Annotated in this window: 18 protein-coding genes; 5 read left to right on the top strand and 13 right to left on the bottom strand. The window is 32.9% G+C overall.

The window, feature by feature from the left end:
* Positions 1-108 precede the first annotated feature (108 nt).
* Together BUB90_RS05165 and BUB90_RS05170 are read right to left on the bottom strand one after the other, a co-directional pair.
* On the bottom strand, positions 109-1152 hold the full coding sequence (locus BUB90_RS05165) for a helix-turn-helix domain-containing protein (RefSeq protein WP_073284043.1): 1044 nt from the start codon (positions 1150-1152) through the stop codon (positions 109-111).
* Between the two features lie 152 nt (positions 1153-1304).
* Positions 1305-1856, bottom strand: a complete 552-nt coding sequence (locus tag BUB90_RS05170) for a TetR/AcrR family transcriptional regulator (RefSeq protein ID WP_073284046.1) — start codon at positions 1854-1856, stop codon at positions 1305-1307.
* Positions 1857-1981: 125 nt separating this feature from the next.
* Between BUB90_RS05170 and BUB90_RS05175 the strand changes: the two genes are divergently transcribed.
* On the top strand, positions 1982-2518 hold the full coding sequence (locus BUB90_RS05175) for a hypothetical protein (RefSeq protein WP_073284049.1): 537 nt from the start codon (positions 1982-1984) through the stop codon (positions 2516-2518).
* A 96-nt stretch (positions 2519-2614) separates the two neighbouring features.
* On the opposite strand, the gene BUB90_RS05180 is transcribed toward BUB90_RS05175, so the two are convergent.
* Positions 2615-3442, bottom strand: a complete 828-nt coding sequence (locus BUB90_RS05180; RefSeq protein WP_073284052.1) for an aspartyl protease family protein — start codon at positions 3440-3442, stop codon at positions 2615-2617.
* Between the two features lie 179 nt (positions 3443-3621).
* On the opposite strand from BUB90_RS05180, the gene BUB90_RS05185 reads away from it, so the two are divergent.
* Both BUB90_RS05185 and BUB90_RS05190 read left to right on the top strand, forming a co-directional pair.
* Positions 3622-4626 carry a tyrosine recombinase XerC gene (locus BUB90_RS05185; RefSeq protein ID WP_073284056.1) on the top strand — a complete coding sequence of 335 codons (1005 nt, stop codon included), beginning with the start codon at positions 3622-3624 and terminating at the stop codon, positions 4624-4626.
* A gap of 96 nt (positions 4627-4722) precedes the next feature.
* Positions 4723-6066, top strand: a complete 1344-nt coding sequence (locus BUB90_RS05190) for a hypothetical protein (protein WP_073284059.1) — start codon at positions 4723-4725, stop codon at positions 6064-6066.
* A gap of 77 nt (positions 6067-6143) precedes the next feature.
* Here the strand turns inward: BUB90_RS05190 and BUB90_RS05195 are convergent, their stop codons facing one another.
* Positions 6144-7670: a glycoside hydrolase family 43 protein gene (locus BUB90_RS05195; RefSeq protein ID WP_073284064.1), complete on the bottom strand. Its 1527-nt coding sequence runs from the start codon at positions 7668-7670 to the stop codon at positions 6144-6146.
* 151 nt (positions 7671-7821) lie between these two features.
* On the opposite strand from BUB90_RS05195, the gene BUB90_RS05200 reads away from it, so the two are divergent.
* A complete protein-coding gene (locus BUB90_RS05200) occupies positions 7822-8682 on the top strand; it encodes an AraC family transcriptional regulator (protein ID WP_073284068.1) in 861 nt (286 codons plus the stop codon).
* A 92-nt stretch (positions 8683-8774) separates the two neighbouring features.
* Positions 8775-9074, top strand: coding sequence for an acylphosphatase (locus tag BUB90_RS05205; RefSeq protein WP_242952486.1), 300 nt, complete (start codon positions 8775-8777; stop codon positions 9072-9074).
* Between the two features lie 72 nt (positions 9075-9146).
* Here the strand turns inward: BUB90_RS05205 and BUB90_RS05210 are convergent, their stop codons facing one another.
* From BUB90_RS05210 to rd, 9 genes are all read right to left on the bottom strand, one after another.
* Entirely contained in the window at positions 9147-10178 is a 1032-nt protein-coding gene (locus tag BUB90_RS05210) for a DUF3878 family protein (protein WP_073284074.1), read from the bottom strand.
* A gap of 66 nt (positions 10179-10244) precedes the next feature.
* Positions 10245-10832 (bottom strand): hypothetical protein, encoded by a 588-nt coding sequence (locus BUB90_RS05215; RefSeq protein ID WP_073284077.1) that lies wholly within the window; start codon positions 10830-10832, stop codon positions 10245-10247.
* 143 nt (positions 10833-10975) lie between these two features.
* Positions 10976-12184 (bottom strand): GNAT family N-acetyltransferase, encoded by a 1209-nt coding sequence (locus BUB90_RS05220; RefSeq protein ID WP_073284081.1) that lies wholly within the window; start codon positions 12182-12184, stop codon positions 10976-10978.
* Between the two features lie 21 nt (positions 12185-12205).
* On the bottom strand, positions 12206-13096 hold the full coding sequence (locus BUB90_RS05225) for an aminoglycoside 6-adenylyltransferase (protein WP_073284085.1): 891 nt from the start codon (positions 13094-13096) through the stop codon (positions 12206-12208).
* 181 nt (positions 13097-13277) lie between these two features.
* Positions 13278-13931 carry a hypothetical protein gene (locus BUB90_RS05230; protein WP_073284088.1) on the bottom strand — a complete coding sequence of 218 codons (654 nt, stop codon included), beginning with the start codon at positions 13929-13931 and terminating at the stop codon, positions 13278-13280.
* A 41-nt stretch (positions 13932-13972) separates the two neighbouring features.
* Positions 13973-14191, bottom strand: coding sequence for a hypothetical protein (locus BUB90_RS05235; RefSeq protein ID WP_073284092.1), 219 nt, complete (start codon positions 14189-14191; stop codon positions 13973-13975).
* A 63-nt stretch (positions 14192-14254) separates the two neighbouring features.
* Positions 14255-14656 (bottom strand): ribosomal maturation YjgA family protein, encoded by a 402-nt coding sequence (locus BUB90_RS05240; RefSeq protein WP_073284095.1) that lies wholly within the window; start codon positions 14654-14656, stop codon positions 14255-14257.
* Between the two features lie 66 nt (positions 14657-14722).
* A complete protein-coding gene (locus tag BUB90_RS05245; RefSeq protein WP_073284098.1) occupies positions 14723-15586 on the bottom strand; it encodes an EamA family transporter in 864 nt (287 codons plus the stop codon).
* 125 nt (positions 15587-15711) lie between these two features.
* A complete protein-coding gene (gene rd, locus BUB90_RS05250; RefSeq protein WP_073284101.1) occupies positions 15712-15873 on the bottom strand; it encodes a rubredoxin in 162 nt (53 codons plus the stop codon).
* Between the last annotated feature and the right edge of the window lie 12 nt (positions 15874-15885).

Consider the following 15885-nt stretch of genomic DNA (forward strand, 5'->3'; position numbering starts at 1 on the left):
TTTTATGAGAAATATATTTATTATATAAAAATATTACCATAATGATCCATACAATACCAGCTGAAACTATGGATAAGGGAGTTTTTATACTAAAGTCTTTATTCCTATCTATGCATCTTCACCTTCCAACTTTTTCATAATTCGTATAAACGCAGGATCATCTCTTAAAAAGTCTAACTCTTCATCCTTTTCAAATGACTTTTTAATCATTTCTTTCATACTACTAAGACCATTATCTTGTTTAAATTTCATATGCGGATATAATGACTGTCTAATACCGTTTAATTCATTTATGCCAGAAACCATTTCTTCTAAAAGCCTTAGACTCTCATCTTTGTTTTTCTGCTCCAGTGCTATCATAAATTCTGAGGAACTTGCAATATATTGGCCTAATTCAAAATTCTCTGCTACATTGCGTGCAAGTTTTGCATATATCAAAGCCTCCTCATACTCCTTCTGCTTGCACTTTAAATGAATTATTTGCATTAAACTCCCAATAATCCCATTTGCATTCTGATATACCATCTCTTCGTGAACCTTATAAGCTTCATCGTACTTTTCCTGTTTACTGTAAAGGTTTGCTTGAATCATTCTTTTATCAAATCCAACTGGAGGAATTTGATCAAGTAACTTCTGTGCTTCTTCATACTCACCATTAACCACATAATCCTGACATAGTGACGCAGTCGCCATGTTTGATAATTCTTTATCTTCACCAAAAGCAACCACTTCATACCAAGCTGTAATTTGCTTTTTGTACTTGCCCTTGTCTTCTATGTCTTGCATTAATAAGTATGCATTCAATAGCTGTGCAGTAAATAGGATTAGTTTATCACAGTTCGGATACTCCTTAATCAGATTGGATACTTTCTCGAATGTTTGATTAAATCCTCGTGTTGATATCTCCACGGTGATATCACGGATTATTTTATCAATTTCCAGATCTGTTAGTTCCTCACGGAAAGAAAGTAGTGTATCTATATCTGTCTTTAAAATCCTGGCCAAAGGGGCTAAGAGAGTGATATCTGGATAGGATATCCCATTCTCCCATTTATTCACGGCAGGCGCAGTTACGCCTAGATAATTAGCCACTTGTTCTTGTGTTAGATGTTGTTCTTTTCTGTACATACGGATTAATTCGTTAATTTTCATTCATATCTCTCCAATTCTTCATACTAACAAAGGCCTCTGCTACTTATAGAATAGCAAAGACCCGATATACAAACAAGTGAATTGTTGTTACTTTTTATTCACAAAAAGTAACCAATGGTTATATTAAGTTTCTAAATTATTTAACGTTGCGGTTATTCATCAATAATTGAATGTAAAACTATGTTTTCATATATCCTTGCCATTTCCGTTGGAGATTCTATAAAATCTCGGTCAATCCATTTACACAGAATATTCCAATATCCACCAGTAGAATAAGAGATCGAATATTCTTGTTCAATTGAATTTGCAGTCTTTTTACAAGGGAACATCTTATTGATTAATGGTAACAATTCATCATACTTATTCAAAATAAAATGCAGTAAATCATTCTTTTGAAGCACCTTTAAAAAAGCTATATTATTACTCCAAAATTCAAAATAGACTACTGCACTTTGCTGCACATTATGACAATTAGATGACTTTAATAAATTAATATATTGAGAAAATAATAAATTTACATATTCATTCAAAACTGCATCTTTGTTTACAAAGTGCCGATAAAAGGTTTTTCTTACAAGTTGTGCTTCATATACAATTTCACTAATTGTAATGGATTCATAACGTTTGTTTTCCATAAGTAATAGTAATGCTTGTATTATCAACTCTCTTGAACGAATTGCTGATGGATTTAAACTTTTACTCATAATGGCCTCCTGACACACATTTACCTGATATGTATATCTTTTTCTTGTTGTATTGACAAAAGTAATACGCAAAAGTATAGTAATTAATAATGACACATATGTGTAAAATTTACAAGAGGTGAAAGATGAAAAAGATAAGATTTTCATACGTTATTCTATCGCTAGCTCTATTCCTTATTATGCTTACTTTTATGCGACATGTCGCTAAACAAGTAGAGCTTATATCTGGTGGAACTGCTATTTTGGATTTGAATTTCTATAATTCTAAAGAGTTTATGATGCAAACTTTACAAGAACTAGGTCAAAAAGGGCGTGATTTTTATCTTAGCAAATTCTTCATTGTGGATTTCTTTTATCCAATTACCTATGCTGCTTTCTATGGCTTCACTATTTTGTATGTTTTAGAGAAATTAAAAAACCACTCTAGATTGATTAAATTATTGGCACTTATTCCTGTGTGTGGGATGTGCTTTGATTGGATGGAGAATGTATTCATAGGTAGTTTGCTTACAACATTCCCTAATGACAGTGCCTTTTTATATCTCATGGTCACTATGTCAACGATCTTAAAGTTTAGTTTTGTATATCTGGCTGTTGTTACAATTATTATCTTAGTGGGTATAGTAATAATCAAAAGAAATAAGTTTCTTAATACGAATTAGTAAATCGTTGTTACTAATTATCTACAGTATGATAAAAGGTGATTTGAATCACCATAGTTATTTTGATAAGAATGGTGATTTTCATAACCATTCTTATCAAGATCGTTCAACATCTAAGATTCGGTTACTAAAATCCAGCATCCAACTTTTCTCCTCTAGGATGTCTGCCCCAAGTAACCCATTAATTTGTTCATATTCTGTAGGAAATACTTTTCTGTTAATAGCTGAAACTTGATTCAATACAACAATCTGGTTCCCAATCTCTAAAGATAACTTCTCAACTATACGAACCGTCTCTTCTTTCGTACCGTCAACACCAGTTAAGACATCTAACGTTTCTGAAGATTCAGGCAATCTATGATACATATGATCACCAAGAATACTTTCTGTATTACCAGTATCAAAACCAAATAATTCTACTCTCCCATTAATTAATGTGCGAAGTATCGGCATATTGTCCCATTCTTCCATATTAGAAGATAGCCGTTCAGGGATTGGTTTGGTTATATTGATTGTGTTTCCTATTCTGTCATATTCCCACTTAAAGTGTTGAATAATATCCCAACCTAAGAAACCATTAACTATGATAGGATTTCCATTATCATCTTCACCAAAATCCAATTGCTCATCTTCTACTACAATGACTTGCAGATCTTCTATGGTGACTTCACCAATTTGCATTAACGGTATAATTGCAGTATTAGCAGTTAATATTTGTCCGGCATTGCCACCAGCTTTTACTGTTTCAGAACATGCGATAGCCTGAAATCTTGAAGCAGTTGTTCGCTTCATTACTGTCATCGTAGCACCAGTGTCAAATACCATTGGTATATATAAGTCATGTAATGCTATTGATATTAGATATAATGATTCCATACGCTGTACAGCTATTATACTAGTGGTGTTCGTAAAATTTATCTTCATTAATAATACTCCTATATATTTCAAATATTTAGTATTTTGTCTACTGGTATTAATCTACTCTAATCATACACAAAAATCTATTTTGTGTAAACCATAATTATCGTAGAACTTATGTTTGCTTTCTGTTATAATACTATTAGACGATGTTGTAATGTGTTATACATACTAAGGAGAAAGAATTGATTTACGATATATTTAATACAAAACAAGATAATTTACCAACTAGTGCGCAGAATTTTCTGCTATATCTAGGCACAATTAGAGGGAAATCAAGTAATACCATAGAAGGTTATAAAAGTGATTTAACTATCTTCTTTCGTTTTCTATTGCTATATAAGCAAAAAGTTCCTGGCAATACTCCATTTGAAGCAATTGATATTCGAGATATCGATTATACGTTCATAGACTCTATACAGTTAAATGATTTATATGCGTTTCTTTTATTTGTTAAGAAATATCGAGATAACGGAGCTTACGCTAGGGCAAGAAAGGTTGCAACGTTAAAATCTTACTATAACTACTTGTATGCAAAGGAAAAAGTTTTATCTCACAATCCTGCACTTGAATTAGAATCCCCGAAGATTCAAAAACGTCAACCTGTTCATCTTTCATTAGAACAAAGTCTTAATTTGCTAGAATCATTAGATTCCAGAAAGAAAAATTATACGAGGGATTACTGTATATTGACTTTGTTTTTGAATTGCGGACTCAGACTTTCCGAATTATGTAGTATTCAGATATCAAAAATATCTGGGGATATTCTTACGATTATAGGAAAAGGAAACAAGGAAAGAACCGTGTATCTAAATGATGCTTGTTTAGAAGCATTGGAGGAATACTTAAAAGTACGATTAGAGATTGAGACAGATTCACAATATAGAGATATTCTTTTTTTATCCACTCACAAAACACCAATACGTCATAGAACAGTTGAGATTATGGTGAAAAAGTGTATTGTACAATCTGGTGTAGCGGATGCTCAAAAATATACTCCACATAAGTTGCGACACACTGCTGCTACCATTATGTATCAAAATGGTGTTGATATAAGAAAATTGCAAACCATTTTGGGGCATGAAAGTATATCAACAACTGAAATCTATACACATATTGATGATAATACTTTACGTGAAGCTGTCAAGTCAAATCCTCTTGGGAAAGCCCGTTCTAAATATACTGTTTGAAAATAATATCCTTATACGATTATAAATTCTATTCATACATGCAATAACCATAAGATGTTTCATATATTATAAGGAACAAATAAATAAAGAGGCGTTATGCAGAGTTTTAATCCTTTTGAAGAAAAACCTCTACCAATTGAGAGAACCTTTATGGATTGGAATACCATGTACCCCTGTCCATATAATAAGGAGACAGTGGACCCATATACGAAATGCCGTATTGTTTTGATGAATGGTACTGAATTTGAAGCACAATGGTTTTCACGTAATTTTTCAAGACATTGTACCGATAATGATTTAAGACGTGAACTAGCAACTCTAAGAAGAGTAGAACAACAACAGCAAAAAAGAATTAGTTGTCTAAAGCCCAAAAACGAATCTATACTCGAACATACAATAACATATGAACAACTCGCGGTAGATCTTACTTCTGTCCTTGCCAAGCAAGAACCAGATTGTAACGTTAGAAATGCTCTTAATTTTGCTTTATTAGAAGATTTTGATCATCTCTATCGCTATTCTAACCTACTTAATTATGAATATGGTATCTGTCCTAAGAAATTGGTGGGTGGTTATACTGAAATAACACCTGCGCGTCCTACCATATCCGAACATCGTGATCCAATGGATAGTATCTTCCCTTATGTATGTAATGACCAATCGAACATACTTACAAAACTTAATATTGGCATCATCACTGCAGCAGAACAACAGACTATGAACTATTATATGAATGTTGCTAGCTTATATGATAAATCGGATCTAGGACGAAGACTTTACCAAGAAATTGGTATGATTGAAGAGGAACATGTTAGCCAATATGAAAGTTTAAAAGATACTACAGGAACATGGCTTGAGGAATTGTTACTACATGAATATACAGAATGTTATCTTTACTATTCCTGTATGCAAACAGAATGTGACAAACGCATTCGTTGTATCTGGGAAGAATGTTTGTGCCAAGAAATTGCACATCTTCATAAAGCAAAAGATTTATTATGGGAATATGAAGGCACGGAGTGGCAACAGATAATTCCTTGCGGTAACTTTCCTGAGCTATTATGCTTACGTCCAAACATTGATTATGTTCGATCTATTATCGCAACAACAACGGGTAATACACAAAGATGGGAATGTGTTGTTCCATTAAATGAATTAACTCCAGATGATCCATTTTTCTTCTATCAAGACATAGTAAATCATAATGTTAATTGTGTGGCTAGTCATAATGTAATAGAGCGATATATTAAATGCAAAGGTCATGACTATCGTTTTGAAACAGCTCCTAATCCTTTATGTGTACTTCAAAATCGTCGTTGTGATAACACAACCCTAGCACGCGTCCAATCCGAAACACCAGCTGAAACGCAAGTATGTGGTACAACGAAAGGACAATGTAGTTGTAAAACAAATACCGAAGATGGACCTGTTTGTTTTTAATTAAGAAGCTCCTAAATAAACTGTACCAAACAGATATGAATTAAAAATACATCTGTTTGGTACAGTTTATAATTTTATTAATTAATTTGTAATGGATTTTCTGTATATTCGCATGTAAAATTAGTAAACTCTGCTACATTTGATTCTTCCGAATCATAGGCATATAGACCAATCATAACCCCTGTGAATCCACCAGCAACTTCTGAAGATAGATATCTCGTATAGGCATTTCCTAAACTTCTCTCCTCACCATTTACTCTTATCCCAAATGTATAGGATTCGTTAGCGCAATAAATCACAAGTGTAACCTTCGAATTAGACGTAAGATCAAAGCTGTTTTCAACACTCTTAATATTCCCGATATTAAGTCGCTCAATCACTTCATAGTTTCCCTTATTGTCTAGTTTCTCGCGTATTGCTAAATCATAATGATGATTTTCATCCATGTACATGGTAATACCAGCTTCCCCATTCGTTATACTCACATCACAAGTAATAATTCCGTTAAAATCTCTTTGTCTTAGACCAACAAAGGTTGGGCTGTCGATATCATCAATTGAGATTGTAGTACCAGTAAGTTTAATTCGGTCTTCTTCTAATTGATAATTCTCATTATAAGGTAAACGAAGGAAACACCAATCCGTATTCCAGTCTGTATTCTCGAATGTATAGAGTCTCTTCTCCTCTTGAATGACATCTTCGGTAATACGATTTGTTTCAAATTGGCGTGTAGTTGTACCATGATCCCCAGCGATAAACCAACCATCTTCTCCAAAGGTAATTGGGGTTAAGAAGACCTCACGTCCAAGATGGTGATAGGTTGCCCATCTGCCTATTTGACGAAATCCAAGATGGAATAGCCACCAATTCCCATTATTATCTTCTACTAAATCACCATGCCCAACACCTTGGATTTCATAACCACCTAAATTACGGTTCGTAAGTACTGGATTAGCTGGATCAGATACAAAAGGACCAAAAATGGAATCACTCTTTGCATAAGTAACCATATGACCAAATTCTGTTCCGCCTTCTGCAGCAAGTAGGTAATACATACCGTTAATTTTGTACATATGTGGACCTTCAAGATAACGTCCGCCTATCCCCTGCCAAATCGTTTGACTCTTGGTAAGCTTTTTACCAGTGGCAATATCAATCTCACATTGAACTATTCCACTTACACCAAAATCATCACTACCATTACTCATAAAATATGTCTTATCCTTCTCAAAGTATAGAGAGGGGTCAATACCACCTTGATCAACATGGATTGGCTCTGACCATTCCCCGTTAATGTCATCTGTCCAAACATAGAAATTCTGATGAGTTGTATCGTTTGTTGTTGTCATATAGAAACGTCCATTATTATATCGAATTGATGGCGCAAATACACCACCAGAACTATTTACTTTATCTAATGCAATTTGGCTCTTTCTCGTTAAACAGTGGCCTATTTGTTCCCAGTTAATTAAATCTGTACTTTTGAATAAAGGTACTCCAGGAAAGTATTGCATGGAACTGCAAACCATATAATAGGTATCTTCAACCTTGCACACACTTGGATCTGGATAGAACCCTTTGATTATTGGATTTTGATATATCATTGTATTTTCCTCCTGAATTGATAGGCATTTTCTTAACCTTGACTTCATCTATAGCTAGCACTATACTGTATATAGTGTATCATTATTATATAAAGGGAGACAATGAGTATTCTGTCAGAACTTAGCACAAAAAAGACATGGGGTAAGCATTATGTATGAAATGAAGTTAGAGTTTTTCGCAATGGATCATAATTTTCCATTCTTTATTCAATATGGACATCATTCAGGCGATTTCTTTATGCATGTACATAAGGATTTTACAGAGCTTGTAATTGTAATGGAAGGTACAGCGGTTCATGTTGTTGGAGAGGAATCCTATGAAATCAAGAAAGGTGATATATTCGTTATTGGGAGTAATACAGCACATGGTTTTAAGGATTCAAAGAATTTTCGCCTATGCAATATTATGTTTCGTCCAGAACTTACGTTCTCACAGGATTTTGATATTAAAAAATCAAAAGGATTTCATGCATTATTTGTATTAGAACCTTATATTACAAAAGAATACGTGTTTCAGAGTAAATTAAGATTAAACTTTACTGAGTATGAAAAGGTAAGTGCTATGATTGATGAAATGATGTATGAATATAAAGTCCGCATGGATGGGTGGCAAGAGATGCTGAATTCTTGCTTTATGCGCTTAATCATCTATCTTTCAAGAATATATAAATTACCAGAAAAAACAGATACGTATGACTTAATCTATATAGCAAATGCAATATCTTACATTGAAAATCATTTTATTGAATCGATAACAGTAAAGCAACTCGCGGAGATGGCATATCTTTCAGAAAGACATTTTTCTAGAGTGTTTACCAATACCTATCATATCTCTCCCATGCAGTATGTTATAAAACTAAGACTGCATTATGCTAGTTTGTTATTAAAGAATACCTCTATATCGATTACCGATATCTCTATCCAGACTGGTTTTAATGATAGTAATTATTTTGCAAGGCAATTTAAGAAGTACTATCACTGTTCTCCTAGTGAATATAGAGAGTTACAGTAAGAAAATTTATATGAATATTTGAATATTCATAATTACGTAGTAAATAATGAAAGAAACGTACATTAGTACTTAAACAAAAAGGAGGATTCAATTTGCGTTTTATAGACTATTTCAAAAAATTTAGAGATGCATATGTAATTAACCAGGTAAAGCATATTAAGATACCTAATTTTGATTTATCACCTATCGTTAGAAAGAAACTAAGGTTTTCAGGAAGAGTTCAGAAGGTAGGATTTCGATTAGAAACCTATGAATTAGCAAAAAGGCTAAATTTAACTGGTTGGGTTAAAAATACATTAGATAAGAATGTTGAAGCTGAGATACAAGGAGAAACTGACAAAATCAATTTCCTTATTACTTATAAGATCATTAAAAAGGGCATCTGTTCATAATGTAGTGGCAAATGAAATACCAACTTTAGATTATGAAAAAGATTTTGTGGTAATAAAGGAAATGGATTCTGTTTAATGAAAATATTTCTGTAAACTTAAATCAAATATGTTCTCCAAAGTAACAGGGTCGCTCCCTTTTAATACTATGGAATGGACTTGGACCTTACGAAATATCCAATTTTCTTTCCAATGTAGCAGATGAAAGGTGTAGGTAAACTCATCACCTACACTAAAAGGCTGTTCTTCTAAAAAGGTTATACTGTTATGATGTTTCAAGATTTCCTTGATTTTTCCACGACAGTTCGTAATCAACTGATCTTCCATCACTCCAAAACTTCTTTCACTATATTTTCTTGATGCTTGATCAATCTTATTAAACAGCAAATCAATCACTCGTTTATGTGAAACTGTTTTTAACATCTTTGTCAATATCCATTCCAAACATTTTGACTGTCGTTTCTGATATCTGATAATCCATTTTTCCATAGAATAATCCTTCGCTTCTTTTGCCAAATGTAAAAAAGCTTCTATTCCCTGGTCTGTTGATCTAAATGCTTCTGCCTTTTCCCATGAAACACAAATGTAATTTCGTAATGGTGTGAACTCAAATAATGGTAATAATTCAAGTTCTTCTTGGTTACACACCTTTTTACCCAGAAATTGATACTTATCCTGCAAAATACCTAGTCTATAATTAATCTGTCTTAAATATTCATCCTGCTTTACCCAAAAATGTCCTATGTTATGGTATTGATAGAGATTGTTTTCTAGTCGTAATCTAGAGAAACGAATGGTAAAGGAATTACGATCTCCTTGTCTTATAACCAGAATATAATTATTGTTGATTCTGTCCAATCTTCCTTGTGCGATATCTTCGTTCTCTTTCTCATATTCACCTATCATTATAGCGTTCTCAAATACGAGAAAACTCTCAATTGCATCGTTCATCATATATACAACATAGTACTGTGTTTCATCTTTTTTTTCCATTAATTCAAAAACATTTTCTTTGAATATCTGCGCTAGATACACGAATTCATCGGGACAATCTTCGGTTAGTCCAGGTAAAAACTTTTCATATAGCTTCACTTTTTCTGTTTGCATACGTCCCTTATCCTTAATTTAATTAAAATCCTAATTTTCTTTATTTGCTCCGAAGCTTACATTTTATCATTCATTACTTACTGCTGAAAAACAAACAGTTACTGCGATAACTAAATCATTACCAACTAATCCTTCTGGATTAAAGTAACTGGTTGTATCATAACCTATTATACTATTGGAATCTGTATAGGCCTTTACGAGTAGTGGAATCTCTTTGTCAAGTTCAATAGAGGATTCCGATAACCAAGAGGTACACTGTGCAGAATTCTTAAGCTTATTCAATAAATCAGTTATACTCATTTTCGTAGTGGTAATCCCCTTAGAACCTGACTCCAATGATATTTGTAACTCATCATCAATCGTGATACCTATTTTACCAGATGAAGCATTAATATTACCTGACATTGCGCCGTGTTCTTCCCACGTTTGATCTTTATTTAGAGTATGGTAAGAAATAATTATGGATTTTACAGTATCATCTAATGTAAAATCAAAAATCTTACTATTATCTTGTGCATTCAATAATTTCATTATAGATTCTTCATTCTTAGTTAATGTAATAGCAGCAATAGTCATCTTCTTATTGTTTTTATCACATGCTACTAATGTTATCAATACTGTAATAAGTAAAAATAAACGCACTCTTTTTTTCATTCTAGAATCTCCTATTGGTTTTCCTACCAAGATATAATAATGGGTTACTTTAATGAAACAAATCATCGGATAGGCATTGATGATATGAAATTTTATATCCACCTCACAAACTCATATAATCTACTGTGTCTATATAGAATTATTTAAAAATAATCCGAAAAATATGGAGATTGCTGTTCGATTGCATCTTCTAACATGTCAACAGTTTCCGCACTACAATCAAGGCGACCAATCCGATAGAGGTAATCAGGACGTTTATATCCTAATAACATGGTAGTCATAGTTTGGATATTGATTGAGTCGTTAGTTTTTTGCGTAGAATGTGTAACAGTTCCTTTACCATCTTTTGATATGCTTAACGTAAAAGTACCTTGATTCCATGCAAGTAACGGATCATTTAATGTGAAAGTCCAATTACGCTCTATTGTATCTGGTTTAAATGGGTATTCTTCAATGAATTTTTCGAAATCAACAATTCTGGCCATAAAGTATGGAGCGATAGTTTCTTTAATATCGCCATCTTCTAATAAGAAAGAAAGAGGTTCATCAGTAAATGTATTACCAACCACCTTATTAATCATAGAAAAATGTGCTCCAACAAAGTTCCATAAACCGATTCGTGCATCTTCATTAATAAAAATCATATCTTTAATATGGAATACGTCATCTGATATCCAGTAGATTACATAACCATCTGGTTCACCATCTTCGTTATAATATACAGCAGCCATTAAATCATCCGAATCCCATAACCAATATTCATTCCATGCTAATTCATCACGAAGTAAAGCACCATGTGTTCTGAGAGCAAATCGGTCATAGGCTTCTTTAACTTGTGTGCTATCAGTTGTTACACGACGTACTTCTCCTTTAACCTGACGATTCTTTGGTAATTGATAGTCTTGAATCTCATAGGTTATCTTATCCGATATAATTTCCCAACCTTTTCTTCTGTAATAAGGAATGGAATATGGATAGAGATAGGAAATATATTGATTGCGCTCTCTCATATCAGTTAATGTCTGATATAGCAATTTATGCATTAGACCTAGATTGGTATATTCGGGATACGTACCTACCCCTGTAAGTCCTCCCATATTATACGTATGGTTGAATATACGGACTTTCATTGGATATACCGCTACTTGTGATATTAAGTTGTCACCATCAAACCAGCCTAATACATCAGCTTTTTTTAAGGTAGGTGATTTTGCTCTAATCATCTCTTTTTCTTCCCAACCAATTTGATGTAATTCATTGTCTGTAACTTGGAATACATAACGTAATAATTGATTGTATTGTTCCAAATATTCTATACCTACGCTTTTAAGTTTTAATCGTTTCTTATCCATGATGGAATCCTTTCTAATATTTTAATTAAATGATGGAATTTCTAAAGCATCTTTTGATAAATTATGAACAACGCGTAGAAACTTCATAGAAGCATCAGCTTCTATTTGGTTATAAGTAAATCCAAGCGAAGTAGCTACTTCATTAGCAACCTCGTTGAATAAATCACACATTGTAAATACAGAATTCCACAGATTTTCAATTTTATAATCTGGATAGGTTTCCAAATAATGATAATATAATTCTTGAGATAGATAACGGTTCATATATTTACCTGATTTTCCAATACTACATGCAAAATCTGTTTCTATACCAATCTTCCAAGATAATAGAGTAACTAAATGTGGTCGTATTACGATGTTTAACATGTCCATAACATATGGAACTTCCTCTCGCCAAAGGCCTTTCGCAACATTGTTCAAACACCACCAAAAGTCATTGCTTTCACATAAGAAGTCAATCTCATTTGGTCTTTTTACGTGATAATCAATATCTGTAGATTCAGGCATATGAGGTAGTATATGATCTTTGTCTAAAAGTATTTGACACAATTTATCATTTAATATGTCCTTTTTCGCATATGGTATGGAATTCACATGTAAGTCTATTCTATTACCATCCTTGAATATGACAAGCCAACCATATGTATCCTCTAAGTGACATTCTTGCCCCAACAAATTATCCATCATCTCCGGTTTTTGCATATAGAAAGGCTCACCAAACTTATTAATCCAACCGTTCTCTTCGTAGAATGCTTTGGTATCTGTTACCACATATACAATATCATAATCTTGAAAGATATCTTTTGGGGCGTTAGGATTTGTTCTTGACCCATTCATATAAACAGCACGTATTCTATCGTCATTGTTTGCAATGTCTAGTATCAATTTATACATCTCTGTTTCTGTGCGCATAGTAGTTCCTCCTATTAAAAAAACTTGCTTAAAAGCAAGTCCTGAATGTACATTATTTACAAAAGGTTTTGATTACACAAAAAGAGAATCTTTTTGTAAGAAAATCGAAGCTTTTACTGTCTTCTATTATACTATTCTAAAACTAATTGGTCAAATACTACCTAGGTAATTTATAAATCAATCAGTTCTTATCCCAAGCAAAATCGATTGGAGAAAAAGCATGCTTACCTTTTAATAAAGCGTTGTACTCCTTTAGGCAATACTCCCTACATTGTTCGAGATATCTCTCAGCATAGTCTTCTGTAAAATGTTTTGGTTTTTCTATAATATGCTCTGTAAAATCAGACTGCATGTTTGCTAAGAAAGATTCCAAATCAAAAGGACAAATTTGATTTATATACTCTTTTTTGAAGTTTCTTGTAGGGTGCTGTATCGGTGTTATATGATATTTTTGAATTAAGTAATAATTCAATATATGATAATCTTGATATAGTTCACCTATTAACTGTGGCGTCCCTCTTCTGCTGAGTAACTTCAAATTATAATACATGAAATTTCTAAAAATAACATCTTCGATAAGATGAAAATAATATCCAAGATAAAGTGAATCTTCATGGATTTCTCTTTCATAATCTCGAAAGTAACTAGAAAAATCCATTATCATCTTGCTATTATTACATACAGATTTTCTATAATGACTGTTGAAAGGAACTTCCTGATTAGATATTACTGCATCAGGTAATATTTGCCCCAGTCGAAACCTATCAATATCTTTAACTTCTATGTACTTTTCTAATTGTTTGCAGATAGCAAGATGCATAATTCTTGAAGCCATTGTAATCCTCCCATCTTCTATATGTATCTCTAACTTTTACGCTAAAAAATCTCGTCTAGTACAAGACTAACATTATCAGTTTTTGAGTCAGACCTTATTGGTTTGTTAGATGTTGATGCCTGCGAGGTTGAGGTGGCATTATCCGTTGTATTCACGGTTTGTTTGTTATTACAAGAAGTTATTGCAAATGCTATCGCGCATATTCCTAGTATAGTTATTATCTTTATCCCTATATATTTTCTAGTAAGATACATCTTCATAAAGTTGTCTCCCTTAAATTTTGGCTATGAAGGACTCAGTCCTGAATAGTTATTATGTAATATCTATATTCTATTATCTACTTTCATGTGATTAATAATTACAATTAGAAATGTACCAATTGCATAACAAAGAATGTCTTTCAAGTCAAATGTTGACCCTAACACAATCCTTAAAATCTTAGAATCCATGAAGTCTAATATGCTGGCAAAATCAAAGTATTGTAAGATTTCTATAATTGTAGCAAATGCAAATAATAGATACGGTAAATACGGAAAGCGTTCCGGAATAATCACTCGAATCAGTGTATAAAGAACCCCCATTACAAGAATGTCTCCTACGTACGGCCGTATAAATGAATCATGTACATATACTGCTATTAGCACCTCTATAACCATTAAGACTATAACTATTATCAGATAATACAATCGCTTTGTTACCGTCCTATTATATGCACCTTTACTCATTATTCACCACCTAGATCTTATTGTTCGTATAATTAAATATCATATATCACGTATAATCATATTTTGCTAAAGTAACAAACTAAATGTTCCTACAACGATACATACCAAACCAATCATTGCTTTTCTCGTCAACCTTTCATGAAATATGAAATAAGAAAAAGCGATTGTTATGAGTAAACTTAGTTTATCAATTGGGACCACAATGCTTGCTTCACCTGTTTGTAACGCCCGATAATAACAAAGCCAAGAAGCTCCTGTTGCGAAGCCAGAAAGGATCAGAAAGAGCCAACTCTTACTATCGATATCCTTGATGGTGTTTTGTCTTTTGGTAATAAATACTACAAGCCATGCCATTATTAATACTACAACCGTTCTAATAGCTGTTCCAAGGGTAGAATCTATTCCTTCGATCCCTATCTTACCAAGAATGGAAGTTAAACTAGCAAAAACGGAAGAAGCAAAGGCATAAAACATCCAGCTACGCTTTTTTGTTTGTAACTTAGTGGTTACTGTTTTCCTTTGAATCATTAGGTAGGTTCCAACACCAATTGCTGCTATTGCGATACATTTTATTACCGAAAAACCTTCACCAAGGAAAATTCCTGCTAATATCATTGTAATTATAGTACTAGATTTATCAATTGGTGTTACTTTATTGATATCGCCGATTTGAAGCGCACGAAAGTAACATAACCATGAGGCTCCTGTTGATAAACCTGACAAGACTAGAAAAGCCCATGCTTTGCTAGTTAGATTTCCTATATCAGAATAACTTCCTGATAGGATCACCATAATCCAGGAAAACAACAAAACAACGATTGTTCGTAAAGCTGTAGCAACATTAGAATCTGTATTCTTGATACCAACCTTTGCTAATATAGCAGTAAGTCCAGCAAACAAGGCCGAACCAAATGCAAATAGAATCCACATATTCATTCCTTCTTATCTCTTAAACTTATCTATTAATCTTATTCAAAATCTTGTATTACAATGTATACATAATCTAAGGGAGGCAACTTCCTTATAAAGTTCCTCCCTTAGATCGTAATGTTTAATTACTCACATTCTTCAAATTCATCTTTTCCAACACTACATAGTGGGCAAAGCCAATCATCAGAAATATCTTCAAATGCAGTTCCTGGTTCTACACCGTTATCTGGATCACCAACTTCTGGATCATATATGTATCCACAAACGATACAAACATATTTTTTCATAGTATGCTCCTT

This window comes from Anaerosporobacter mobilis DSM 15930 (assembly GCF_900142955.1).
In the GTDB taxonomy this organism is placed as follows: Bacteria; Bacillota; Clostridia; order Lachnospirales; family Lachnospiraceae; genus Anaerosporobacter; species Anaerosporobacter mobilis.

Excerpts from the sequence above, each read along its gene's own strand:
- BUB90_RS05165 (WP_073284043.1), bottom strand. The coding sequence starts at position 1,152 with ATGAAAATTAACGAATTAATCCGTATGTACAGAAAAGAACAACATCTA.
- BUB90_RS05170 (WP_073284046.1), bottom strand. The coding sequence starts at position 1,856 with ATGAGTAAAAGTTTAAATCCATCAGCAATTCGTTCAAGAGAGTTGATA.
- BUB90_RS05175 (WP_073284049.1), top strand. The coding sequence starts at position 1,982 with ATGAAAAAGATAAGATTTTCATACGTTATTCTATCGCTAGCTCTATTC.
- BUB90_RS05180 (WP_073284052.1), bottom strand. The coding sequence starts at position 3,442 with ATGAAGATAAATTTTACGAACACCACTAGTATAATAGCTGTACAGCGT.
- BUB90_RS05190 (WP_073284059.1), top strand. The coding sequence starts at position 4,723 with ATGCAGAGTTTTAATCCTTTTGAAGAAAAACCTCTACCAATTGAGAGA.
- BUB90_RS05195 (WP_073284064.1), bottom strand. The coding sequence starts at position 7,670 with ATGATATATCAAAATCCAATAATCAAAGGGTTCTATCCAGATCCAAGT.
- BUB90_RS05200 (WP_073284068.1), top strand. The coding sequence starts at position 7,822 with ATGTATGAAATGAAGTTAGAGTTTTTCGCAATGGATCATAATTTTCCA.
- BUB90_RS05210 (WP_073284074.1), bottom strand. The coding sequence starts at position 10,178 with ATGCAAACAGAAAAAGTGAAGCTATATGAAAAGTTTTTACCTGGACTA.
- BUB90_RS05215 (WP_073284077.1), bottom strand. The coding sequence starts at position 10,832 with ATGAAAAAAAGAGTGCGTTTATTTTTACTTATTACAGTATTGATAACA.
- BUB90_RS05220 (WP_073284081.1), bottom strand. The coding sequence starts at position 12,184 with ATGGATAAGAAACGATTAAAACTTAAAAGCGTAGGTATAGAATATTTG.
- BUB90_RS05225 (WP_073284085.1), bottom strand. The coding sequence starts at position 13,096 with ATGCGCACAGAAACAGAGATGTATAAATTGATACTAGACATTGCAAAC.
- BUB90_RS05230 (WP_073284088.1), bottom strand. The coding sequence starts at position 13,931 with ATGGCTTCAAGAATTATGCATCTTGCTATCTGCAAACAATTAGAAAAG.
- BUB90_RS05235 (WP_073284092.1), bottom strand. The coding sequence starts at position 14,191 with ATGAAGATGTATCTTACTAGAAAATATATAGGGATAAAGATAATAACT.
- BUB90_RS05240 (WP_073284095.1), bottom strand. The coding sequence starts at position 14,656 with ATGAGTAAAGGTGCATATAATAGGACGGTAACAAAGCGATTGTATTAT.
- BUB90_RS05245 (WP_073284098.1), bottom strand. The coding sequence starts at position 15,586 with ATGTGGATTCTATTTGCATTTGGTTCGGCCTTGTTTGCTGGACTTACT.
- rd (WP_073284101.1), bottom strand. The coding sequence starts at position 15,873 with ATGAAAAAATATGTTTGTATCGTTTGTGGATACATATATGATCCAGAA.